Annotated in this window: 24 protein-coding genes; 16 read left to right on the top strand and 8 right to left on the bottom strand. The window is 44.1% G+C overall.

What is annotated here, in order from left to right; all coding sequences use genetic code 11:
• Entirely contained in the window at positions 1-1941 is a 1941-nt protein-coding gene (gene recD / locus JN178_RS11910; protein WP_202261762.1) for an exodeoxyribonuclease V subunit alpha, read from the top strand.
• A gap of 45 nt (positions 1942-1986) precedes the next feature.
• Here the strand turns inward: recD and JN178_RS11905 are convergent, their stop codons facing one another.
• Positions 1987-2391, bottom strand: a complete 405-nt coding sequence (locus tag JN178_RS11905; protein WP_202261761.1) for a hypothetical protein — start codon at positions 2389-2391, stop codon at positions 1987-1989.
• A gap of 224 nt (positions 2392-2615) precedes the next feature.
• On the opposite strand from JN178_RS11905, the gene JN178_RS11900 reads away from it, so the two are divergent.
• Complete coding sequence (locus JN178_RS11900) at positions 2616-3206, top strand: hypothetical protein (protein ID WP_202261760.1); 591 nt, start codon at positions 2616-2618, stop codon at positions 3204-3206.
• 70 nt (positions 3207-3276) lie between these two features.
• Here the strand turns inward: JN178_RS11900 and JN178_RS11895 are convergent, their stop codons facing one another.
• The gene (locus JN178_RS11895) at positions 3277-4704 is read right to left on the bottom strand and encodes an aminotransferase-like domain-containing protein (RefSeq protein WP_202261759.1); all 1428 of its coding nucleotides are present in this window, start codon (positions 4702-4704) and stop codon (positions 3277-3279) included.
• Positions 4705-4959: 255 nt separating this feature from the next.
• On the opposite strand from JN178_RS11895, the gene JN178_RS11890 reads away from it, so the two are divergent.
• The 4 genes from JN178_RS11890 (at position 4960) to JN178_RS11875 (ending at position 6988) form a co-directional block, all read left to right on the top strand.
• Positions 4960-5562 carry a LysE family translocator gene (locus JN178_RS11890; RefSeq protein ID WP_202261758.1) on the top strand — a complete coding sequence of 201 codons (603 nt, stop codon included), beginning with the start codon at positions 4960-4962 and terminating at the stop codon, positions 5560-5562.
• 124 nt (positions 5563-5686) lie between these two features.
• Positions 5687-6073: a VOC family protein gene (locus tag JN178_RS11885; protein ID WP_202261757.1), complete on the top strand. Its 387-nt coding sequence runs from the start codon at positions 5687-5689 to the stop codon at positions 6071-6073.
• A gap of 75 nt (positions 6074-6148) precedes the next feature.
• Positions 6149-6475 carry a hypothetical protein gene (locus JN178_RS11880; protein WP_232369555.1) on the top strand — a complete coding sequence of 109 codons (327 nt, stop codon included), beginning with the start codon at positions 6149-6151 and terminating at the stop codon, positions 6473-6475.
• A 15-nt stretch (positions 6476-6490) separates the two neighbouring features.
• Positions 6491-6988 carry a GNAT family N-acetyltransferase gene (locus JN178_RS11875; protein ID WP_202261756.1) on the top strand — a complete coding sequence of 166 codons (498 nt, stop codon included), beginning with the start codon at positions 6491-6493 and terminating at the stop codon, positions 6986-6988.
• Positions 6989-7001: 13 nt separating this feature from the next.
• On the opposite strand, the gene norR is transcribed toward JN178_RS11875, so the two are convergent.
• Positions 7002-8573, bottom strand: coding sequence for a nitric oxide reductase transcriptional regulator NorR (norR, locus tag JN178_RS11870; RefSeq protein WP_202261755.1), 1572 nt, complete (start codon positions 8571-8573; stop codon positions 7002-7004).
• Positions 8574-8811: 238 nt separating this feature from the next.
• Between norR and JN178_RS11865 the strand changes: the two genes are divergently transcribed.
• The 3 genes from JN178_RS11865 to JN178_RS11855 all read left to right on the top strand — a co-directional run bounded on the left by JN178_RS11865 (position 8812) and on the right by JN178_RS11855 (position 11072).
• The gene (locus JN178_RS11865; protein ID WP_202261754.1) at positions 8812-9081 is read left to right on the top strand and encodes a hypothetical protein; all 270 of its coding nucleotides are present in this window, start codon (positions 8812-8814) and stop codon (positions 9079-9081) included.
• A gap of 86 nt (positions 9082-9167) precedes the next feature.
• Positions 9168-10352, top strand: a complete 1185-nt coding sequence (gene hmpA, locus JN178_RS11860) for an NO-inducible flavohemoprotein (RefSeq protein ID WP_202261753.1) — start codon at positions 9168-9170, stop codon at positions 10350-10352.
• A gap of 123 nt (positions 10353-10475) precedes the next feature.
• Entirely contained in the window at positions 10476-11072 is a 597-nt protein-coding gene (locus JN178_RS11855; RefSeq protein ID WP_202261752.1) for a cupin domain-containing protein, read from the top strand.
• Positions 11073-11121: 49 nt separating this feature from the next.
• On the opposite strand, the gene JN178_RS11850 is transcribed toward JN178_RS11855, so the two are convergent.
• The 3 genes from JN178_RS11850 to JN178_RS11840 form a co-directional block, all read right to left on the bottom strand.
• Positions 11122-12297 carry a saccharopine dehydrogenase family protein gene (locus JN178_RS11850; RefSeq protein WP_202261751.1) on the bottom strand — a complete coding sequence of 392 codons (1176 nt, stop codon included), beginning with the start codon at positions 12295-12297 and terminating at the stop codon, positions 11122-11124.
• Between the two features lie 84 nt (positions 12298-12381).
• Positions 12382-13596 carry an aminotransferase class I/II-fold pyridoxal phosphate-dependent enzyme gene (locus JN178_RS11845; RefSeq protein ID WP_202261750.1) on the bottom strand — a complete coding sequence of 405 codons (1215 nt, stop codon included), beginning with the start codon at positions 13594-13596 and terminating at the stop codon, positions 12382-12384.
• Between the two features lie 60 nt (positions 13597-13656).
• Positions 13657-13890 carry a YdcH family protein gene (locus JN178_RS11840; RefSeq protein WP_202261749.1) on the bottom strand — a complete coding sequence of 78 codons (234 nt, stop codon included), beginning with the start codon at positions 13888-13890 and terminating at the stop codon, positions 13657-13659.
• 373 nt (positions 13891-14263) lie between these two features.
• Here JN178_RS11840 and JN178_RS11835 point away from each other — a divergent pair, with 373 nt between their 5' ends.
• On the top strand, positions 14264-16654 hold the full coding sequence (locus JN178_RS11835) for a zinc-dependent metalloprotease (protein WP_442859704.1): 2391 nt from the start codon (positions 14264-14266) through the stop codon (positions 16652-16654).
• A gap of 82 nt (positions 16655-16736) precedes the next feature.
• Here JN178_RS11835 and JN178_RS11830 read toward each other — a convergent pair whose 3' ends face one another.
• A complete protein-coding gene (locus JN178_RS11830) occupies positions 16737-17855 on the bottom strand; it encodes a succinylglutamate desuccinylase/aspartoacylase domain-containing protein (RefSeq protein ID WP_202261748.1) in 1119 nt (372 codons plus the stop codon).
• Positions 17856-17904: 49 nt separating this feature from the next.
• The gene (locus JN178_RS11825; RefSeq protein WP_202261747.1) at positions 17905-18654 is read right to left on the bottom strand and encodes a HesA/MoeB/ThiF family protein; all 750 of its coding nucleotides are present in this window, start codon (positions 18652-18654) and stop codon (positions 17905-17907) included.
• A gap of 125 nt (positions 18655-18779) precedes the next feature.
• On the opposite strand from JN178_RS11825, the gene moaB reads away from it, so the two are divergent.
• The 6 genes from moaB to modB are packed head-to-tail and all read left to right on the top strand — an operon-like array spanning position 18780 to position 22161.
• Complete coding sequence (moaB, locus tag JN178_RS11820; protein WP_202261746.1) at positions 18780-19286, top strand: molybdenum cofactor biosynthesis protein B; 507 nt, start codon at positions 18780-18782, stop codon at positions 19284-19286.
• Entirely contained in the window at positions 19283-19762 is a 480-nt protein-coding gene (moaC, locus tag JN178_RS11815; protein WP_202261745.1) for a cyclic pyranopterin monophosphate synthase MoaC, read from the top strand. The genes moaB and moaC overlap by 4 nt, the downstream gene beginning before the upstream one ends.
• A 14-nt stretch (positions 19763-19776) precedes the next feature.
• Positions 19777-20025 carry a MoaD/ThiS family protein gene (locus JN178_RS11810; protein WP_202261744.1) on the top strand — a complete coding sequence of 83 codons (249 nt, stop codon included), beginning with the start codon at positions 19777-19779 and terminating at the stop codon, positions 20023-20025.
• 2 nt (positions 20026-20027) lie between these two features.
• Entirely contained in the window at positions 20028-20519 is a 492-nt protein-coding gene (locus JN178_RS11805) for a molybdenum cofactor biosynthesis protein MoaE (protein WP_202261743.1), read from the top strand.
• The gene (modA, locus tag JN178_RS11800) at positions 20519-21430 is read left to right on the top strand and encodes a molybdate ABC transporter substrate-binding protein (protein ID WP_202261742.1); all 912 of its coding nucleotides are present in this window, start codon (positions 20519-20521) and stop codon (positions 21428-21430) included. Before JN178_RS11805 ends, modA begins: the two co-directional genes overlap by 1 nt.
• Positions 21427-22161, top strand: coding sequence for a molybdate ABC transporter permease subunit (modB, locus tag JN178_RS11795; protein WP_232369553.1), 735 nt, complete (start codon positions 21427-21429; stop codon positions 22159-22161). The genes modA and modB overlap by 4 nt, the downstream gene beginning before the upstream one ends.
• Position 22162: the final 1 nt, after the last annotated feature.

The following is a 22162-nucleotide window of genomic DNA, read 5'->3' as shown; positions in this document are numbered from 1 at the left end:
ATGAGTCATCTTCAAACGGTACAGGACGTGCTAGAACAACTCGCAGGTATCGAGGCAATCGATAAATTCATTGCAAGAGAGTTCGGTGTTATTGAAGGACTGGATGAAAGCGACGTAAAGGTTTGGACGGGGTTGTTGGTATGCCTTTCGTTTATGCAGCGCAATGGGCATAGCTGTGTATCTCTTGCTGATATTGCCAATCAACGACTATTTGAGCACGTATCTGCGACAGACGAAGAAAGGAAAGAGGGGCAAGATAAACATGGCATCCATTTTCCTTCGCTAACACCGCTGCTGCGCATAGTGAAAAAAGCATTTGAGAATGAGCGAGTTGCTCAGCTATTTGTTTATGATAATGGCCGTTTTTACAGTAAAAGGTATTTTGAGTTTGAACAAGAAATTGCCAAAAGTGTGGTTCAAAGAACCGCTTTTGACGCGCTTGATGAGCATGCAATAGCAAGAGTAAAGGCCATTTGGCCGGCTTTGTTTGATGTGCAATCTGTGCAAGAGCAAGATTGGCAGCAAGTGGCAGTGGCAAAAAGCCTAGTACAGAGGTTTGGTGTTATTAACGGCGGGCCGGGTACGGGTAAGACCTATACTGTGCTGCGCTTGTTACTTGCACTACAAGCGGTAGATAGCTCGCTAAATATTGTGTTAGCCGCGCCAACGGGTAAAGCTCAACAGCGAATGACAGAGTCAATTGCTAACAGCATTGAAGCACTTCGAAATAAGATTGACGATGAGATATTGTCAAGGGTGCCAACGAATGCAGTAACGATTCACCGACTGTTGGGACTTAGAGAGTATACTGTAAGCACGCAATACCATAGACATCACCCATTAAATGCCGACGTACTTATTGTTGATGAAGCAAGTATGGTCGACTTAGCACTTATGGCTCGTATTATTCGAGCGCTCCCGCCTACAGCAAGGCTTTACTTTATTGGTGATGCTGACCAGTTACCTGCCGTGGAGTTAGGTAACGTCCTTGAACAACTTGTACAACGTGAACACACATTGAATGATGATACAACGACACTAGGGGCTGTGCCCACAATCATGCGACAACATGTCGCTACCTTGTGTCCTCATCTACCGCTTTTACCACTTGATGAGAAAGCAAAATCTTGGGTTGCTACGCTACAAGCACCGCAGCGTTTTAAAGGACAAGTGGCAGAGGTAGCAACAGCTATTAAATGTGGCGACGCTGATAAAGCAATACAGGCCATGGACCTGTTTGCACTAGATGTTAGCGCGGATGGTAAGAATGAGAAAACCGGCTTCTTACATGAAGGTGTTCATTTGTTTGACGCTCCTGTACTTCGCAAACAGGATGTGATCGCACTTGCCAAGGAGTGTTTTATACCGCTTTTAGAGGCATCTGATGTTGCCTCTGCTATGGCACAGTTAAACCATGTTCGGTGGCTAACGCCTATTCGAAAAGGTGACTTGGGCGTAGAAGGGCTCAATGAGCGAGTCTTTGATGCAATAAAGCATAAAATAAGGCGTAGAGAAGGGCGTTTTTATCAAGGTCAGCCCATTATGATCCTTAAAAACCATCACCCACAGCGTCTTTCTAATGGTGAAGTAGGCATTATTTGGCCCGATAGTACTGGTAAGCTTTACGCGTGGTTTGATTCGCAAGAAGGCGGGTATAGAAGTCTCGCATTATCGCGTATTCCTCAGTTTGAAACCGTGTTTGCGATGACTATTCACAAATCTCAGGGCTCAGAGTTTTCTCAAGTTGTGCTGATCCTACCTAAACCTGAAAGCGAAAAGGCGGCAAACTTGTTTCACCGCGGATTGGTTTACACCGGCCTTACCAGGGCGAAATCAGGGTGTTTGATTATTTCTGATGTTCCCACGTTTAATGACATGGTTGGGAAGGTTGATAAACGTTTTTCTGGTTTATCGTCTGCAATAGATTACTTATCAAATTAGTAGGCGCTAAACCCTTCTTTTGAAGCATTTGTTCAATAGCAAATATTACAGCGGAGAGAAAAAACACAATCCATGCTTATGTATGTCAATTGGATTTCTCGCTATGAGGTAAATTCGTGTATCACTACACACACGTAAAATGCCACCATCGTTGTTCAAGAATTGAGAAGGCAGAAGTGTTGATGTGGCGACATCTGAGGAGTCAGTTGGGCCATTGCTCACGCAGAAATATGATAGGCCTCCATGATCTAGCCAACCAATAATGTTATCAGGTTTCGCAATAAAGCTAGCGTGGGTCAATACGCTCTCATGAAAGGTAATGTTGGCGCCAAATACAGGCTTAGTTTCTACCGCTATCTGTGTATCAGGCTTGATGTACAACCTATAAAGTCCGTGTTCTTCTGGATGAATGTCATCATTGGTATTGGTGTTGTTTACGAGGGTGAGCATACGCAAATTCATACACAAGTTTAGATGACTTTATTGTGGGCAAAGCCATGCCGGTATGCGTTGATGTGGATCAAGAGGTTTTTAGATAGTTATACCAATCCACATAGGAGTTTACCCTCCAAGAGTGGGTAAACTTCTGCGCAGTCTGGTTGTATTTCATGTCGTATTTGTAACGTTTTTTGTTATAGTAACACCATGAAATTATAATAAGTATAAGATAATTAATGATTTATGCTGCTCTGGTTGTTGTGCTGAGTCTGCTTGGCGCCTTCACGTTTTTTCCGCGATTCAAACCTACAATTGAACGCTATCAAACAGGGATAAATTTTTTTCTGACGTTGCTTGCTACCTTGATAGGCGTCATTCTGGCGATTTCTATTTCAGAATATGAGGCTAAGCAAACAGAGAAGGAAAAAGTGATAAAGCTGCTAAGTGCAGCAGTGTCGTCGGTACAACAAAGTCGTCAGTATACGTCTGAAATTATACGTTACTTTGATTCACTATCTGACGAAAAACCAGACGAAGAGACGTTTTATGAAAGAAATAGGCCGCCTTTTCCTGAGTATCTCGATGTGTTTGTGTCTTATGAAATAGTCAGTACAAACTTGTCAGGCACAACGTTGAGTGATTTAAACGAAAACCTGATTAACTTAAAACGCAGTCAGTCAATAGATGCCCACGTCTATTTAGATGTGCTTGATAAAACCCAGCGTTTACTTTTATTGGAAATAGATTTTCAAAAAGGTGCAATTAGCGCGCTTAAATTAGAACGCGAGGCCGACAAGTTAACTGAGAGTATAAAAGCGGGTAAATAACGCTTACGCTGGAACCTAAAAAAGCACAAACGCACTTGCACGCCTAGCGCGTTTGATTAATGCAATTTCTTTAAGTTTTCAGCGACTTTATTAATATTCCTAGCTGCTTAATGGCGTCGCTTCGTTGCGCCGATGTACCGTCGATAAAATTAAACCTAAGGCAATGGCGATACTTTCCGGTTGCTGAGAATAGCTGCCCCGGCGCAATGAAAATACCGTATGACTTTGCATTCTCTGCCAGCTTTACACAATCGTATTTTGCATTGAGCTCTACCCACAATACATAGCCTCCCTCGGGATAGCTAACACAGGTGTCTGCTGGAAAATACTGTTTGATATCTTTGAGGAGTGCATCCCGGGCTAGGCGATAATCTTGACGCATTGCGCGCAAATGACGGTCGTATCCACCCTGTTCAATAAAATCTGCAATGGCAAGTTGGGGTAGTGTGGGGCACATTGAGCTTGTCACATATTTTACGTGTAGCACTTTGTTTCGAAAACTCCCTGGAGCAATCCATCCTACGCGAAAACCAGGTGCGAGAGTTTTTGAAAATGAAGAGCAAAGGAGTACGCGGCCATCTTCATCAAAAGATTTAATAGTGCGAGGCCGAGGGTAGGAATAAGCAATGTCACCATAGATATCGTCTTCTATAATCGCGATGTCATATTCTCGGGCCAATGCATACAGCGCTTTTTTCTTTTCATCCGGCATTACAAAGCCCTGAGGATTGTTTACCGTAGGTGTGACAAGAATGGCTTTTACCGGCCACTGATCGACGGCAAGCTTCAACGCCTCTAAACTCAGTCCCGTATGTGAGTCGGTAGGTATTTCCAATGCTTTTAAGTTGGCGCCTTTAATCGCCTGCATAGCCCCATAAAAACCCGGTGACTCAACGGCAATGATATCGCCAGCCTCGGCAACTGCACGAAGGCACACTGACAATGCTTCCTGGCATCCTGAAGTCACAACAAATTCATCAAAATGCAGGTGGCAACCAGACGCTGCTACAACGCGGCTAAGTTGCTTTCTAAGTGCCACATCGCCTTTAACATCGCCGTATATCATGCCGTCCAGAGCTCTATTCTTATTTAGCTCATAAAGGCGCTTAGTTAGTGGTTTCAGTGTTTTGGCATGCATGTTTGGCATAGCGTGTTGAAACTGACAACGAACGTCAATATCACTGTCTTTGGAAAACGTATTAAGTAGTATGTCTAACACATCTTCCCATTGAGAGACATCCATAGGGCGCTGAGGTGGTTTGGTCATTTTAGGAAGGTTTTCACCCGGCATGGTAGCGGGCACAAAATAGCCAGATTTAGGCTTTGCTTGTGCATAAAGCTCGGCTTCTAATACGCGATAGGCCTCTTGTACCGTAGCAATGCTTACATTGTGCTCCTTAGACAACTGCCGGACTGAGGGTAACTTGTCGCCCGCGGTAAAACGTCCGAGGTTGATCTGAGCTTTAAGGTGTTCTGCTAAGTCTATATATAACGCCATCAGTATTACGCCTGTCCTATTTAAACGGCCTTTTTTGAGCGATTATATTCGCTGTGTAATGTGCCTTACACATGAGTATATCCTGCAAGTTTTGGTTATGTAACCATACAGATTGGATGGGTTTTGACCATACAGTTGCACTTTCATGATAACTGTATGGATTTATATTGTGCTTTGTGAGTATGTTTAATACAGATTGAGTGCGTTACCTTTATCTGCAATGTCATCATATTTATTTAAAGGGGGCTCAATCTTATGGAATTCTCGATTCTTTTGGCACTTTGTACGTTTGCATTTATTAGCACAGTAACGCCTGGTCCAAACAACATGATGTTGTTGGCATCAGGTGCCCAGTATGGTTATGTGAGATCGTTGCCACACATGTTCGGAATAGTTGTTGGGGTGGCGGGTCTAATGATCAGTACACTGCTTGGCATTGGTGCGCTATTTACCGTGTTTCCAGCACTGTATACCATACTAAAAGTATTAGGTATTGCTTATCTTCTATGGCTGGCGTTTAAAATAGCTACGGCGCCCGTTACTGAACTGGAAGTGCAAAAAGCAAGTACAAAAGGCCCACTAGCGTGGTGGCAAGGTGCATTGTTTCAACTCGTCAATCCTAAAGCATGGATGATGGCCCTTGCCAGTGTAGGTACGTTTTCATCGCCCACAGAGCATTATTTTGAATCTGGCGTTGCCATTGTTGTCGCGTTTGCTGTAATAGGATTCCCATGCATTTCAATATGGGCAGCTGCAGGCGCAAAAATGCGTGTGTGGTTGAGCTCTCCATCGCGGCGCAAGACATTTAATTTAACCATGGGCGCGGCGACTGCTGCTACCTTATTTCTTATTGTGTAAAGCCAATCTGCCTTTATTGTTGATCTTTGCGGGAATTTTGCAAAAACAGTTTGTAGCAAAGGTCAACACGTGCCCAAAAGTGCGTTATTATTTTCAGCGCACTCATGCATGAAAGGAATCCACGATGGAACTCAATCAAATTACGCTGCCGGTTGATAATATGGAAAAAGCGGTGTCGTTTTACCTCGCACTGGGGTTTACCCAAATTGTCGATACACCACATTACGCGCGTTTTAGTTGTCCGGTGGGAAATGCCACATTTTCACTTTCATTAGAAGATGAAAAGGTAAGTAATGGGTCTGTGATCTATTTTGAACACGAGGAGTTGGACTTACTGTATGACACTTTAGTGCAACAGGGAATTGAATTTGAACAAGCCCCTACACTTGAGCGCTACTTGTGGAAAGAAGCTATATTACGAGACCCTTCTGGCAATAAAATTAAGCTGTACTGGGCTGGAGAGAACAGGCTTAACCCTCCTTGGCGAGTAAATGTAACTAAAGCGTGTTGAGCTTTGCTGTGAAAACGTACGGCAAAGGTTAACGTGCTCTAAAGACAATTAATGTAAAAATAAGGCTTATTTGTTGTGAAAACGCCACATGTAAAAGTCAGCTTTCGTTTGCTTAATTTAGATATGATGCAAGCTTACACACTGAAAAAAGAGATAGCTGGGGCAAGCTTCTATCCTAGCAATAATCAAGGCGTCTTTATCGGAGAAGTACCGCTTGAAGAGTCTTTATTCGACGAACTGAATGATTATTTCATTCGCCAGCAAATAAAATACGATGAGTGTGATATTTTCGTGCGCGCGCATACTGATGGTGGCATTCAAGAGGTCTCAGTACCCAGAGTGGTCAATAAAATATTAAAGTACATTGATTGTAAACTTACCTATGCCTTTGATGTTAATTGAGACGAGGAATTTAAATTGGTTACCCTTCGTGCCTTTTCAATGGACGACATCCCCCAACTGGTAAGTATACTGAACGACAGTGATGTGACTCGTTACTTGTCTACCAAAATACCCATGCCATACACCGAGTTAGATGCAAAATGGTGGGTTGAAGAGGGCTGTCAGCAAGGGCTGGTGCGTGCCCTAGTAGTAAACAATAAGTGCGTTGGTTGTATAGGCGTGATGCCAGGAGAGTTCGAATATTCCCGTTCTGGCGAGATTGGCTATTGGTTGGCTAAATCAGCATGGCGTCAGGGTTTTATGGCAGAGGCTATCGAACAGTTATGTTGTGAAGTATTTGATACAACAGACATTGTGCGTATTCATGCCGCTGTGTTTTCGGGTAACGTTGCCTCTATGCGCCTATTAGAAAAGTGTGGCTTTTCACAAGAAGCTGTACTTAAGCGTGCTATCGTTAAAGCGGATGTGTTTTACGATAAATTTGTCTATGCGCTTTTAAAAAAAGACGAATAGAAGTGTACGCGTGCTAACTAATAGCACGCGTTACGCTTATGCCTAAGCGGTTCGCTAGGCGCGCTAAATTGGCTCTGTCTAAATTAAGTCGTTTGGCCGCTCGCGTCCAATTTCCTTGCTCTTCGGTTAATATTTGCCTGATGATATTGCGCTGAAAGTTATCTACCTCTTCTCTTAGTACAAGTTCACTTGCTAAACGAGACGGTTGCGAACTGCTTTCACTTTCATCATGCTTAGAGGTAGCTTGGCCCTCAGCAAGTGCCTCGCAGTCATCCAGTTTAATGGTGATGATATAACTGTTTTTCTCAGATGACGCCTTTATTGCGGCCCTGGTCAAAAAGTGCTCTAGCTCTCGAACGTTACCAGGCCAATTGTAGCGCTCCATACTCTCAAGCACCGGTTGTTCAACACGCAATTGCCTAAGCCCTAACTTGCGCCGAAGCTTTTCAATAAAAAATCCAGTGAGTAGTACAATATCACCGTTACGTTGTGAAAGGCGCGGGATCGCCAGCGGGTAAACATTTAGTCGGTGGAACAGGTCGGCGCGAAATTGGCCTGCTTCAACCTCTTTTTCTAACTGACGATTGGTCGCTGCGATGACGCGCACATTAACTTGCTCAATTTTGTCTTGCCCCAATGGTTGGATTTCTTGGCTTTGTAATACTCGAAGCAGCTTTGCTTGAGATGCCATAGGGAGTTCACCTATTTCATCAAGAAACAGCGTGCCGCCATCAGCAATTTTAAATTTACCCGCTCGGTAGCTTTGTGCACCAGTGAAAGCACCTTTGACGTGACCAAAGAGTTCACTCTCTATAAGATTTTCGGGTAGTGCAGCACAGTTGACGTAAATTAAAGGTTCAGCATTTCGGTTGGATAGCCTATGAATTTCATGGGCAACGAGCTCCTTCCCTGTACCACTTTCTCCAACGATAAGTACTGCAAAGTCAGTGGCCGCCACCATCGCTATCTCTTTTTTTAATGCCTGCATTTGGCGGCTTTGCCCTACGAACTCATTGACGTCTGTTAAGTTTTCGGGGCGACTTAGCGCTGCTTTAAGTTGTGCAGAATGCTTAACTTGAATTTTTAAAGTATGCAACTGCATGTCAGCGATGAAAAATCCGGTTAATGCAGTAACCAGAATTTCAAGCAACCTTTCATCAATAGCGTCAAAAGCACCTTGGTTTAGGCTGTCAAACGTTACGACACCAATCAAGGTTTCATTGTGTCGAATGGCAAATCCCATACACGAATGCACGGGAAGATTGCCTTCTCGACCTAATAAAAGACCGTCGAATGGATCGGGCAATTCACATTCATCAGGAAACTTTACAAACGTCGAGGCATGGACGATTTGTGAAAAACGGGGATGAGATGAGATATGGAATTGACGGCCCATAGTATCAAGGCTCAGTCCTTTCATCGCTGCTGGTATTAATACATCTCCTTGGCGCTTTAGAAAAGCAATAGTGTGGCAGCTAAGTAATAACGATAATCGTTCTATACAGTCTTGATAACAGGCAGGCGTTCCTAAAAGAGCTGGTAACTCTGCACAGAAAGTGAGTAGGTCGCGTTGTGAAAGCGCCATAAAGAACTCTCCTTAATTCACAGTGTAAAAGCCACTGTAACGCAAGTTGGGTCATATTGCATGTAATGTGTCATAAAGACCTAATTTAAAGGTGTGTCGTATTGACTTCTTTGTTTGTGTTTGTTTCGTAAGCTTCTGATTTATATAAATATAAAAAGTGGCATTTAACTTGATTTGTCTAGTTGTAAACGTGGTCGCAACAAGGCGGTTAACGTTAATTAAAAGAAGGAGTCGCATCGTGTATCAACCTATCAATCAGACAGAAAACTGTAGCATACTCACCGTCACTCAAGCCCATAAGTGTGTAACTGCTGGCAACATCTTGCTGGCGGTCAACTTAGTAATATTTTTGGGGTGCATAGTGTTGGCGTATGGCGTAGAAGAACACTTTTCGTTGTTCTATCAGGTGCTTGCACACATGCTAACCATTATTACCGCGGGCTTTTTTAAAGTGGGCTATGTCGTGCGCTGTATCGGTATGCACAGCCTGGGCAAAGAGACGTTTTAAGCATACTCCCTTCTCTTAATTATCGCGCCGTATTTACGACATTCATTGCACATTACATCATTCTACAACTTTAAAAGGAGCACGTTATGCTTTCTCAGCAAGACATAACAATTGTGAAGAGCACTATCCCCGTTCTAAATGCTGCGGGCACTGCAGTTACCGAACATTTCTATGCACGTATGTTTAAACACAACCCAGAGTTAAAACATACATTTAATATGACCAATCAAAAAACAGGGAAGCAAAAAACAGCACTGTTTGACGCTATTGTGGCCTATGCAAATCACTTAGATAATGTTGCTGTTCTAGAGCATGCTGTTAACCGTATTTCAAATAAACACGCGAGTTTACATATTCAGCCCGGTGACTACGACATAGTGGGACATCATTTGATAGAGACATTTCGCGAGCTGCTAGGTGCTGACTTCACACCTGAAATTGAAAGTGCATGGGCCAACGCATACATCCAGTTAGCTAATTTGTTTGTTGATAAAGAAGCTACCTTGTATGAATCTACCGCGCAACAAGAAGGCGGTTGGAAAGGTAAACGCCCCTTTGTGGTATCAAGAAAGCAAGATGAATCTTCGTTGGTCACAAGTTTCGAACTGTCACCAAAAGATGGCTTGCCCATTATAGGTTTTAAAGCGGGGCAATATATCGCTGTGGAAGTTGAGCCAAAAGATAATGAATACCGTGAAATTAGACAGTACTCGCTTTCAGATGCTATGCGCACATCACACTATCGCATTTCAGTTAAGCGAGAGTCTGTCCCTTTTTGTGGCGTAGTATCGACTCACCTTCATGACAACGTTAGTGTAGGCGATACAGTAATGCTGTATGCACCAAGGGGAGACTTTTTCTTATCAGAAGATGATAAGCCAGTAGTGCTTATTTCTGCTGGTGTGGGAGTCACACCCATGATGGCAATGTTGGAAACACTGCATCTAAAGAACAATACTTGTGCTGTAACCTTTATACATGCCTGTGAAAACCGCTCTCAGCATTCGTTCGTTGAGCGTGTTTCCGCTATTTGTAATGAACATCAGTGGCCTAATTTCACTTGGTATCAACACAAAGAAAGCAATGACAGTGAACGGGTTAAAGCTGGCCTTGTTGACTTGAGCACCATTACACTACCGTTTGAAGAAGCGAACTTTTATGTTTGTGGTCCAGTTGGGTTTATGGCTTTTATAAAGTCGCAACTGCATGCAAACGGCGTTTGCGATTCACGTATTCATTACGAAGTGTTCGGACCCCATGAAGGGCTCTAGCTAACGTGTATTGAAAGTATAAGAAGGGCATCTCTCAAATGAGTGCCCCGTTATTGCGTGTTATTACGAACTCGTCTATTACTAATAGGTGTTAAAAAACAAAAACGATTAAGGATAATTGCGATGCGTAAATGCGTTCAGGTTACTTTGGCCTCATCACTGTTTATGTTTTTTGGTGCCGCGCTTGCCCATGAACACGGAGCTAAATCACCTCAGTACACACCCAAGTTTTCGCAGCTAGGAGAGGGAAGGTCAGTAGATTACAACGGCAGGCCCATTTACCACCACGTGTCTAATGATGATCTTCCTTCGAATGTGGCTCTTTTCGAAGAAGTGTTGCCTGCAAAGAGTTTAGGGGCACCACCTCATACACATGAAAATGAAGACGAAATATTTGTTGTTTTAGATGGTACGGTGCATTTCCTTAACGGAAAACAAGAGGTTGTGGCAAAAAGCGGTACAGTAGCGTCGTTACCACGTATGAACCAACATGGCTTTTGGAACCCTTATGATGAGCCTGCTCATCTACTTGTGTTCGTCGCACCGGGACATTTTAGTACGTTTTTTGAAGCAGTCCAAACTGCAGTAATGGATGCGAATGGAGCCACACCAGAAGAGGTGGGGGGGATTATCGCTCAAGAGGCTGAAAAACTTGGCGTGGAAATCGATATGAGTCAGCTACCAGCATCAGCACTTTCCTTACTCCAGCCGAACCCTTAAAAAATTAAAAGGGACAAGAAAAGCTTGTCCCTTTTGGTCTAGTTGGAACTTAGTTTTCAACTTTAAAGGTTAAACCTGCGTTGGCTTCTAAGCGACTTATTAATTTGTCGCCTAACGCCGAAGCAGGGGTATAGAAACCGCCTTTTAAATCAACGTCTTTACATAAACACAGTGCTGACTCAGCAATCATTTTGCTGGTAGAGCCGTAGCCAGGATCTTTGTCGCCTTTTACCGATACTGATAGCATCTCGCCGTTGACCGCAGTGCCCACGAATACAACATCATAAAAACCCGCTTCTCGCTCTTCTTTGCTGGGGCCTTCACCAGGTTTTGGGCCATCATCGCTAGCAAGTGACTTGTCTTGTGCGACATGCTTGGCCATGGCTTCACCTTTTTCGCCCGGACCTGTCATCATCATCTCATCATATTGGAACGACTTACCATAGGCGTATTGGCTCAAGTAGTTAGAGCGGTGTACATTTTTGGTATTAATAGCGGCCATGATGAAAGGAGCAACCCACGTACCAAGTTGCTCATCGAAATAGGGTTTGTTGCCATCGGGTTGAGGTTGAATTGCCTCGTTGCCCGCCAATGAAAATGGGTTGATAAGTGCAGCCATAATTGACTTGTCTTTGTGAGCGGCCGCCATTGTCGCTTTAAGGCTTGCCGCTGTACCGCCAGAAAAGGTGCCTTTCATTGCACGCACACGGCCTTTGACGTAGTTAATCACGTCGCCGGTTTTTGCCTTAGCATGCGATTGTAAAAAGTGAACACCTAAATCAAAAGGCACTGAATCAAAACCACACGAAAAGACAATGTTGGCGCCACTTGCTTTTGCCTTGTCTTCGTACTTGTTAATCATCTGGTGCATCCAAGCAGGCTCTCCACATAAATCAGTATAACCAGTGCCGTTGTCAACACAGGCACTGAGTAATTTCTCGCCGTAAATTTGATAAGGGCCGACAGTAGTTAGTACCACTTGAGTACGCTTAGTCATGGCAGCTAACCCTTGGGCATCGTCGCCATCAACTATAATACTCGCTACACTGTCACCTATGCCTAGTTCTTTTTTGACATCATTAAGCTTGCTTTCATTTCGCCCAGCGACTGCCCATTTTACGTTGTTATTATTGCCATACTGCGATTGAAAGTATTCCGCCACTAACTTGCCGGTGAAGCCAGTCGCACCGAAAATAACGACATCAAATTCACGCTCATTACTCATTGTTTTGTCCTGTTTTTCTCAACGTTCTTTCAATATACGCACAAGCGCGTTTGTGTATCATTTTTTTAGGTAATGTTTGTGTATTCATGAAACCGTTTCAAGGCGACTGACAAACGCTGAGATTCTGCGCAATCCTTCGGTCAATTGGCATTCCTTGGTGGCAAAAGACAAGCGTACATAGCTATCGGCGCGGTGGTTGCCGAAATCATTGCCAGGGGTTAATGCTACGTGAAAATCTGCCAGTAATTGGTTACAAAATGCGGTGGCCTTAAGGCCTGTTTTTTCGATATTAATATAGGCATAAAATGCACCTTCTGGTATGGCATCAATTGCTAAGCCCATGTTTTCAATAGCCGAAAAGACCAGACGAGCACGCGCACTAAGCGTCGCGCGATTTGCTTCACATTGAACAAGAGCTTGCGGAGTAAAGCACGCGAGCGCCGCTTTTTGCGACAATGTAGATGGGCATATAAATAAATTCTGCGCTAATCGCTCCATTATTGGCAGCATAGCAGGCGGGACAACACACCATCCTAAACGCCACCCCGTCATGCCAAAGTATTTCGAGAAGCTGTTTACCACAATCACAGTGTCTCGAAAATCTGTGTGCTTAAGAATGGTTTGGAGACCTTCCTTAGGGGACGCATTAGTAACACTTCCCGACTGCTCAAGTGCTAAATCAAGGTAGATTTCATCGACAATCAAAAAACCATCGTGCTGTTGGCAGTAGCGCGCTATGGCCGCGAGTTCATCACTTTTAATTGCTGTGCCGGTTGGGTTTGCCGGGGTCGCAATGAGCACACCTTTTGTGTTGGACTTCCAATATGATTGAACGTCTTTAAGAGTTAGTTGGAAATTATCCTCAGCGCGGGTGGGGACGAGGGTGACATCGCCACCAAATGCATTTAAAAAACGACGATTGCACGGATATGAGGGGTCGCCCAATAGAATATTGTCACCTTCTTCTACAAGGGCTGCACTGGCAAGGAGAAGCGCGCCCGACGCCCCCGCTGTTACGACAATTGTATCTGGGCAAACAGTGCATTGATGTTTCTCAAGATAAAAGTTACTGATCGCTTGACGGAGTTGTGGCAAGCCAAGGGCCGACGTATACGGATAGTCTGGTTTGTCTAACGATGTGCTTAAAGCGTCAAGTACTGCGTCTGGCGCACCAAAGTCAGGCTCGCCAAGATTAAGACGTATAACGTTATGACCTTGTTGTTCAAGCTCTGTTGCTTTTTCGCCGTAGGCCATGGCGAGAAAGGGAGATATGGCAGTAGCGCGTGTTGCAAATTTCACGTTTATTCCTTAATGCGGAAAGTTAATCGCTACTGCACAGACTACCACGAGCCCGAGTCGTTATTTCAACTTTTGGTATAGCACGTCTTTTAGCGCGGCTCTGTCGTGTTTTAAGGCGTGAAGATGCTCATCGGTTGTTGGCGAGCCTAATTCTTCAAGCTGCCTGATTTCCTCATCTAACGCATGATAGCGTTTTGCCTGCTCAGCAAACTCATTATCTGTAGCATTAAGTTGATTAATGGTGTCTTTGTGCTGAGGAAAGTCGAACATAAGAGAGTGGTTTTCGCCTAACATAATAAGCTCCTGAACTGTTGTAAATACATGAGTTAAGACCTTATTTAAACTAGCAGTTTATGATTTTTTGAAAATGATGATTGTGATTGATGGAGTTTCACTTTTTTATTGATAATCGTTGCGATGAATGGTCATAGGCAAATGGCATATCTTGGGTTAGGCTAAAGCAGGTGTTAATACAAACTGACTCAACTTGTTGTTTAACAATGTCAAATTGACGTTTTGAAAGAAGAGTGGAGTAGATGTACGTTAATGCTTTAGCGTTTAAAAAAAAACTATAAGGAACCTACTAATGCTGCATATAAAGCATGCTTTTAGTCCTACAAACCGCATGCTGTTACCCATAAGGCGTCTGTTACAGCTATTTACGGTAATGCTGGTTTGTATGTTTTCTCTTCTACCTAAGGCGTATGCACAAACGCCAACTATCGCTGAATTCACTGAAGGCATGACTGAAAAAAGTGGGTTGATCCCCCTTTATTACAGTAGCAATGAAGACAAAATCTACCTAGCCGTGCCCAATAATAACGCGCAATTTCTTTTCCAAAGTAGTATGCCTTATGGTGTTGGGTCTAATGATATTGGATTAGATCGCGGACAGTTAGGGCAAACGCGGTTGATTAGCTTTGAGCGCTTTGGTAATAAAGTATTGCTCAAACAACACAACACGGAGTTTCGCGCAACGCGTGGTAGTGAGGCGGAAAAGCAAAGTATCGATGAAGCGTTTGCCGATTCAGTTATTGCCGGCTTTACGATAGTGGCTAAAAACGACTCAGCTAACTTGATTGATTACACCCCATTTTTACTGAGCGATGTTCATGGTATCTCAAACCGTTTGGCAGGTACTAATCAAGGCAACTTTAGCGTGGATAAAACGCGCAGTGGCGTTTATTTGCCAAAGACGAAAGGTTTTGTAAAAAACACAGAGCTTGAAGCATTAGTCACTTTTGCTGGGAAGTCACCGGGTGATTATTTGCAGCAGGTAACGCCGGATGCAGAGAGTGTAACGGTGCATCTTCACCATTCTTTTGTGGCCTTGCCAGATGATAATTACACGCCGCGTGTATATCATCCTTACTCTGGCTATTGGAAGTTTAGGTACTTTGATTACTCAACGCCTATTAGCGAAGCTACTGAGCAGCGCTTTATTACTCGCCATCGTTTACACAAAAAGTCACCGCATGCGGCAATGAGCGAGGCCGTTGAGCCAATCGTGTACTACCTCGACCCAGGTATTCCCGAGCCGGTTATGTCGTCACTAAAAGAAGGCGCGAGCTGGTGGAATCAGGCTTTTGAAGCAGCAGGCTATAAAGATGCGTTCCAGGTAAAAGTTCTTCCTGAAGGTGCTGACCCAATGGATGTACGCTATAACGTGATTAATTGGGTGCACCGGGCGACGCGTGGTTGGTCATATGGCTCATCAGTAGTCGACCCTAGAACGGGGGAAATCATTAAAGGTCATGTCACATTGGGGTCGCTGCGAGTGCGGCAGGACTACTTAATTGCACTCGGTCTCATGAGTCCATTTAGCGACGGTAATACTGACACCTCAGTACAACAGGCCATGGCGCTTGATAGAATAAAGCAACTTTCTGCTCACGAAGTAGGGCATACATTAGGTATTGCACATAACTTTGCCGCCAGTGAAAACGACCGTGCATCTGTAATGGATTATCCCCATCCCAAAATTAGTTTAGTTGACGGAAAAGTGTCACTTGTCGATGCCTATGATAAAGGCATAGGTGTTTGGGATAAACATGCTGTTGCATATGGCTACCAAGACTTTGGAAGCAGCAACGCTCAGGATGCCGTTGAAGTTGAGGGCCTTGCAAAACTGATTGTACAAGCGCGAAATAAAGGGCTTAAGTTTAAATCAGACTCTGATACTCGTAGTTCACGCCACGGTTCATCTAACGGACACATGTGGGAAAATGGCAGCGATCCATTAACGGCATTTGACGAAATTTCAGCTATTCGCCGCGTTGCATTGTCTAACTTGGGGCTTAATACCTTACCTGAAGGCAGCAGTCTTTCATCGCTTGAAAATGCTTTGGTACCTATCTATTTGCTCCATCGCTACCAATTAGAAGCTGTGGCAAAACAAGTGGGTGGTCTGCACTATGAATACGAAAGAAAAGGTGATTACACCACACCACAAGGGCAGCAGTTTGTAGCGCCTTCTGTGCAACAGCGTGCCATGGAACAACTTATTAACGCTTCAACATCGCAGTACTTGGAGTTGCCGCAATCGGTGTTAAACCTTATTCCACCTAGCGCCTACGGTGACGATATTACGCGTGAGCACTTTAAAGGCAAGATGGGGTTGATGCTAGATCCTGTGTCTGCAGCTGGTTCTGCGGCCAACTTTGCGCTTGAGTTACTGCTTCACCCAGAGCGATTAAATAGGCTGCAATGGCAAGCGCATAACAGTAAAGACCGTCGTCGAAAGGTGGATGTCACATTGTTGGTAAAACAAATTTTGACCGTTCACTGGTATAAGTCATCATCGGCGAGTCCGTTGGACGAACGTCTCAAATTAGTCGCGCTAAATGCAATAATGCGCGCGGTTGAAGATAAAGCGCTTGCCCCTGAAGTGAAGTTGGCTGCACAAGATGCACTAGTCGAGTTTACTCAGTGGCTAGAAAATGAAGCTGATGACGGGCGTTATGAAGTGATCTACGACCAATTTAAAACCTACTGGAAGTACGGAGAATACAATGGTGGGTTTGACGTAGAGCCATTACCACCGGGGTCGCCTATTTGATAAGCGTCATTCGGTTAGTGTACCAATCGTTATAAGAACATGCCGCTAGAGTTACTAGCGGCATGTTGCCATTGTCTATTCGTTAAAGCTCGACATAATTGGTGAACACTTTATACAGCTGTGTACCACTTAACACAGACGCTGAAGGGAAATGCAAAATGGGGATAAGATCGCAGGGGGCATACAATGTCCTACTGCCCTCATCTGTATCCAAGTCGTCTATGTTAAGCACTTGCGCTAACGGCTCGCCTTTTTTGACAATTTGACCTGGCTTGGCAATGTATTCAACCATGCCCCCCCAGTCAGTGAACATGGTTTTGTAATCTTTCAAGTAAACGCCTAACCGAGGCATGGGTTTAGGCGATATGTCACATTCGTGCAGCACCCCTTTAGCGTTTAAATAGCTAAGGATACTGGTGGCATCAATATCACCCTCTTTAAAATCGATGACTTCTTGGCTTCCCATTTCAAGGGTAAAGGCTTCAACGCTGAAATTAACGTCACGACCAAGGTTTTCACTAATGCAGTCTTGCAAAGTCCACCATGGACAGAAGGTGGCTTCATCTAACGCACCAGCAAAAACGTTTGGAATAAAAATGCAATGGGGAATATTAAACAGACTGGCGCTTTCTTTCGCATATTCAGGGATATAAACGTGTCTTGTCGAAACCGGACCATTGTGTAAGTCGAGCACATAATCGGCATTAACCGCCATTTGTTGCAACTTCAAGTTGAGCTGCTGTGCAAGACCTAGTCCCCACGGTTGCGCAAGCTTGTTGTCAATGGCGCGGCTTAAATGAGCACGGAAGCGTTGCTTAATACCATCGATTGACTCTTCTCGTGTCACCGTTTTAGCAAAATGTGCAACGGCCTCCTTGTCAAAAAAATAGCCGCGATTCCAATTTGTACCGTTTACTGGGTCGAAGCGACCGAGAGTATATTCACCCGCTTTGATGTTGGTCCCGATGGGATTACAGTTGGGGACCAATATTATTTCACCACAGATATCCATCTGCTTTAGGCGTTGTATCAAATGATAGATTACAACGTTGCCCTGAACTTCCGCTCCGTGAATAGAACTTTGAATATAAACCGTAGGGCCGGGCCTTGTACCTTTCATTCTGTAGATAGGTACGTTCATATTACGACCCGAGGCGTTTTGCGCCACGACCATGTGTTTTTTAACTACTTGCGTTGTCATGAATTAAACCTGAATTCTGTCGTTTTATTAAAATTCTGTTTACGCATTATTAGCGTGGCTTACATAGCTCGCATGATAAATTATCCGGTAACGTCCATTGTTGCCACTGGTGCTGCAAACCATCAAAGGTAATAAGTTGATTGATGGGAATATCCTCAAATTGCATGACAATTTGCATGGCGAGCATGGCTTGGTATGTACCTATGATATTCACAACTGGCGAGAAAATTCCGGCTTCTACACAGCTTAAATCTGGCGAAGCAAAGAGCGTGCGTAAGCAGCCGTAGCAACGGCTTTTACCCGGGATTGCAACAAACAGCTGCCCCTCAAAACGAATGGCTGAACCTGAAACTAATGGGGTATTGTGTCTAAAACACATCGTATTGATAAGATCTCGACTATCGGTGTTATCAGTACAATCTAATACAATGTCTGCATTTATAATGCAGTCTTGGTGTGCCTCAGAAAATGGTGATTCTACAGTGGTAATATTGCACTCACTGTTAAGTGACAATAAGCGGGCTTTGGCAGCAACCGCTTTATTCTCTCCCACATTCGCTTCACTAAATAGCGTCTGACGGTGCAAATTGGTGTTTTCCACTTTATCAAAATCGATAAGAGTAATGTTGCCTATTCCACTTGCACATAAACTGGTTGCTGCGGCGGTGCCTAATCCGCCAACACCGACAATACAAACATGTGCATTTAGCAGTGCTTCTTGACCGTCTAAATCAATTTTAGGCAGAACAATGTGACGATTGTATCGCATTGCCTGATGATGAGATATTGACTGTGACATAGGTTATGCCAACTTAAATGTTGAATTCATGGTATGCACCCCTATAAAGTGGTAACCAATAAGTATTTTGTGCGGGTACTTTAGCAAAACCTGTCAAAATGTCGCATATCAAATTAGGATTTTATATGTCAGTTGTTAGCCAACCTCTCAATATCGCTGTTCTTACTATTTCGGACACCCGAACGCTAGACACCGATAAATCAGGTGATTATCTGCAAAATGCTCTAGTGACAGCAGGTCACACGCTTAAAGATCGTGCATTAGTTAAAGACGACATATATCAGCAAAGAGCCGTTGTTTCGCAGTGGATTACTGATAGCGAAGTTCACGCAATATTAATTACTGGCGGAACAGGTTTTACGCATCGCGACTCAACACCAGAAGCAATTAGTGTGCTTTTCGATAAGGAAGTGGATGGTTTTGGTGAGCTCTTTCGTCACATTAGCTTTCAAGAGATTGGAACGTCGACTATCCAGTCTCGTGCAATTGCTGGTTTTGCAAACAATACCGTTATATTTTGCCTGCCTGGTTCCACTGGCGCCTGCAAAACAGCGTGGGAGAAGATCATTGCCAGCCAGCTCGACGCTGACTTTAAGCCCTGTAATTTTGTAAAACATCTGGTGCAAGCATGAGTACCTTTAGCCACTTGAATGCTGGCGGCGAGGCCAATATGGTTGACGTCAGTGATAAGGCTGTTACTAAACGAGAAGCAACTGCAGAAGGTTATTTGTATGTCAATGCGTCAGTAATCACGCAAATCAGCGAAGCGACAATTGCTAAAGGGGATGTGTTCGCCGTGGCTCGTGTTGCAGGCATTCAGGGCGCGAAGCGATGTAGCGATTTAATACCCTTGTGTCACCCTCTAGCGTTGTCGAAGGTCGATATCAATTTTGATGTGGATAGCCAAAATAACCGTATAAAAGCGACTTGCTATTGCAAGTTAAGTGGCAAGACGGGTGTGGAAATGGAAGCGTTGACGGGGGTCAACGTGGCCTTGTTAACCTTGTTCGATATGTGCAAGGCGATTGACCCGTCGATGCACATGGAAGGCATTCGTGTGCTAGACAAAAAAGGTGGCAAAACTGGTCACTGGACCAACGAACAATAGCTAACGAGTAGAACATGCACATTACCGTAAAAACCTTTGCACAAACTCGTGAAATAACCAACGAAGACAGTATTGCGCTTTCGTTGGATAAGGGCGTTACCATTGGCGAACTCATTATGATGTTGAGCCAACGAAGCGAAAAATGGGATTTAGCGTTATCTGGCAGCGTACTAACCGCACGAAACCAACAATTGTGCGATGCTAGTACTGTAATTGAACATGGTGATGAAATTGCACTATTCCCACCGGTTACAGGAGGCTAGCGGTGTTTGCACGCGTTCAGCAAGATAACTTCGCCTTTGACGAGCTGTACAATGAACTCGTTGAACATTCTTTCACAATTGCGCCTGGTAACACGGGAGCCATTGTTACCTTTACTGGTTTAGTGCGCGATTTTAACAATAGTGGCGATATTGAAGGCATTGAACTAGAACATTATCCAGGTATGACTGAAAAGGCATTGTTATCGCTTGTTGAACAAGCCTGTGAACGTTTTTCGTTAAACGGTGCAGGCGCGGTGCATAGGGTCGGACGTTTGTATAATAATGAACAAATTGTCTGGGTAGGGGCTGCTGCACCGCATAGACAAGCAGCGTTTGAAGCGGCTAACTTTTTAATGGACATGCTCAAGCAGTCGGTTCCACTGTGGAAAAAGGAGTTTAAAGGTGATTCTGCGACATGGGTTGAAGCTAAGGCGTCTGATGATAAAGCCGCGTTGAAATGGATGCGTGAAACCCCGCGAGCAAATGAAAAGTAATGAGTCGCTTTTTAACCGCAGTCATTTTTCTAACCACTATTTTGGCAGTGCTATTACTGGGTAAGCCTGCTTTGTCAGCAGAAGAGCGTAGTGTAGATACACTCAATGTGGCGGTAGCTGCTAACTTCGCTAAGCCACTGCAGTTCTTTGCTAACCAGTTTTCACAGATAACTGGTATTGAAACGCGGATTACCGTGTCATCGAGTGGAACGCTTTACGCACAACTGCAACACGGTGCACAGTTTGATGTTTTTTTATCTGCAGACAGGCAGCGCCCTATCGCTCTAGCTGAAAGTGGGGTGGTGCATACAGAAAATGTTGTTAATTACGCACAGGGGCAGCTTGCTTTTGTGTATCGAACGTCTGATTTTACACAAGTGCCAGATGCATTGTCTGAGTTAGTATTGTCAGCCATGTCTATGGGGAAAGTGGCTATGGCTAACCCAAAACTTGCACCCTATGGCGATGCAGCAAAAGACGTATTAAACGCCCTGAATCTCTACAATGATATGCAAACGCACCGTGTAATAGGTAAAAATGTACTTCAAACTTATCAGTTTTTTACCACGAATAACGTAAGCGGGGCCTTTGTTGCATACTCGCTGACACCAGTCGTGATGCAGGAGCAAGATGAAAATATAGGTACATTTTTAGTACCGTCTTCATTGCACAAGCCCATTGTGCAGTCATTAGCAATAAACAGTAGGGTAAAAGCACAACTTGTCCCGAATAGGTTTAACGAGCAACCTTTCAATAAAATTGACGCGCTAATGAGTGTGTCTGCTAGTAATTTATTTGTTCAATACCTTTTGTCTGACAAAGTACAAGCGCAGCTAAATGAATGGGGATATTTGCCCGCAAAGAAGACCGACATTGTAGGCCCTCCTGAAGTAGAGCTAGTACAAAAATGACTGAAGTATTGGACTATTTTACACCCTCAATGTTGGATGCTATCGCGTTAACGCTCAAGCTTGCATTAGTAACAAGTGTCATCTTGTTGCTTTTGACTTTGCCTATGGCTTGGTGGCTAGCCAACTGGCAAGGCCGAGTTAAACCATTGTTTATGGCAATTTTTGCCTTGCCTCTGGTGTTGCCACCCACAGTCCTTGGGTTCTATTTGTTGATCGCATTCTCACCTCAGGGTGGGCTTGGACAAACTTGGCAAGCATTAACTGGGCAAACCCTTGCATTTAGCTTTGAAGGCTTAGTGTTAGGCTCGCTTATTTACTCTTTACCTTTCGCTCTACAACCTTTGTATAGCGGATTTACTCAGTTAGATAAACGCTATTTGGAAGTAGCGACAACGATGGGTTTTTCTCCGCTATCATGTTTTATCAAAATTGTAGTGCCTATGTGTAAGACGCCAATATTGGTCGCCTTCGCATTAAGTTTTGCACACACCATTGGTGAATTTGGGGTGGTGTTGATGATTGGTGGCAACATACCGGGCGAAACTCAGGTTTTGTCAATTGCCTTGTATGAGCATGTGGAGTCGCTGGCGTATCAGCAGGCCCATGTGCTTTCGTTTAGTCTGTTAGTCTTTTCGTTTTTATTGCTCGCTGCTCTTTATCGCTTAAACGGCGACAAACTTGGTGGTTTCAATAATAACGCGCAATCGACGTCTCGGTATAAGCCTCGCTAGC

The sequence above is a fragment of the Alteromonas sp. KC3 genome, from assembly GCF_016756315.1.
GTDB lineage: Bacteria > Pseudomonadota > Gammaproteobacteria > Enterobacterales > Alteromonadaceae > Alteromonas.
This window is presented reverse-complemented; position numbering and strand designations above follow the sequence as displayed.

Coding starts and splice junctions, on each gene's coding strand:
- JN178_RS11840 (WP_202261749.1), bottom strand. CDS start 13,890: ATGTTAGGCGAAAACCACTCTCTTATGTTCGACTTTCCTCAGCACAAA.
- JN178_RS11835 (WP_442859704.1), top strand. CDS start 14,264: ATGCTGGTTTGTATGTTTTCTCTTCTACCTAAGGCGTATGCACAAACG.
- JN178_RS11890 (WP_202261758.1), top strand. CDS start 4,960: ATGGAATTCTCGATTCTTTTGGCACTTTGTACGTTTGCATTTATTAGC.
- hmpA (WP_202261753.1), top strand. CDS start 9,168: ATGCTTTCTCAGCAAGACATAACAATTGTGAAGAGCACTATCCCCGTT.
- JN178_RS11895 (WP_202261759.1), bottom strand. CDS start 4,704: ATGGCGTTATATATAGACTTAGCAGAACACCTTAAAGCTCAGATCAAC.
- JN178_RS11900 (WP_202261760.1), top strand. CDS start 2,616: ATGATTTATGCTGCTCTGGTTGTTGTGCTGAGTCTGCTTGGCGCCTTC.
- moaC (WP_202261745.1), top strand. CDS start 19,283: ATGAGTACCTTTAGCCACTTGAATGCTGGCGGCGAGGCCAATATGGTT.
- recD (WP_202261762.1), top strand. CDS start 1: ATGAGTCATCTTCAAACGGTACAGGACGTGCTAGAACAACTCGCAGGT.
- JN178_RS11885 (WP_202261757.1), top strand. CDS start 5,687: ATGGAACTCAATCAAATTACGCTGCCGGTTGATAATATGGAAAAAGCG.
- JN178_RS11830 (WP_202261748.1), bottom strand. CDS start 17,855: ATGACAACGCAAGTAGTTAAAAAACACATGGTCGTGGCGCAAAACGCC.
- JN178_RS11905 (WP_202261761.1), bottom strand. CDS start 2,391: ATGCTCACCCTCGTAAACAACACCAATACCAATGATGACATTCATCCA.
- modA (WP_202261742.1), top strand. CDS start 20,519: ATGAGTCGCTTTTTAACCGCAGTCATTTTTCTAACCACTATTTTGGCA.
- JN178_RS11855 (WP_202261752.1), top strand. CDS start 10,476: ATGCGTAAATGCGTTCAGGTTACTTTGGCCTCATCACTGTTTATGTTT.
- modB (WP_232369553.1), top strand. CDS start 21,427: ATGACTGAAGTATTGGACTATTTTACACCCTCAATGTTGGATGCTATC.
- JN178_RS11825 (WP_202261747.1), bottom strand. CDS start 18,654: ATGTCACAGTCAATATCTCATCATCAGGCAATGCGATACAATCGTCAC.
- JN178_RS11850 (WP_202261751.1), bottom strand. CDS start 12,297: ATGAGTAATGAGCGTGAATTTGATGTCGTTATTTTCGGTGCGACTGGC.
- JN178_RS11810 (WP_202261744.1), top strand. CDS start 19,777: ATGCACATTACCGTAAAAACCTTTGCACAAACTCGTGAAATAACCAAC.
- moaB (WP_202261746.1), top strand. CDS start 18,780: ATGTCAGTTGTTAGCCAACCTCTCAATATCGCTGTTCTTACTATTTCG.
- norR (WP_202261755.1), bottom strand. CDS start 8,573: ATGGCGCTTTCACAACGCGACCTACTCACTTTCTGTGCAGAGTTACCA.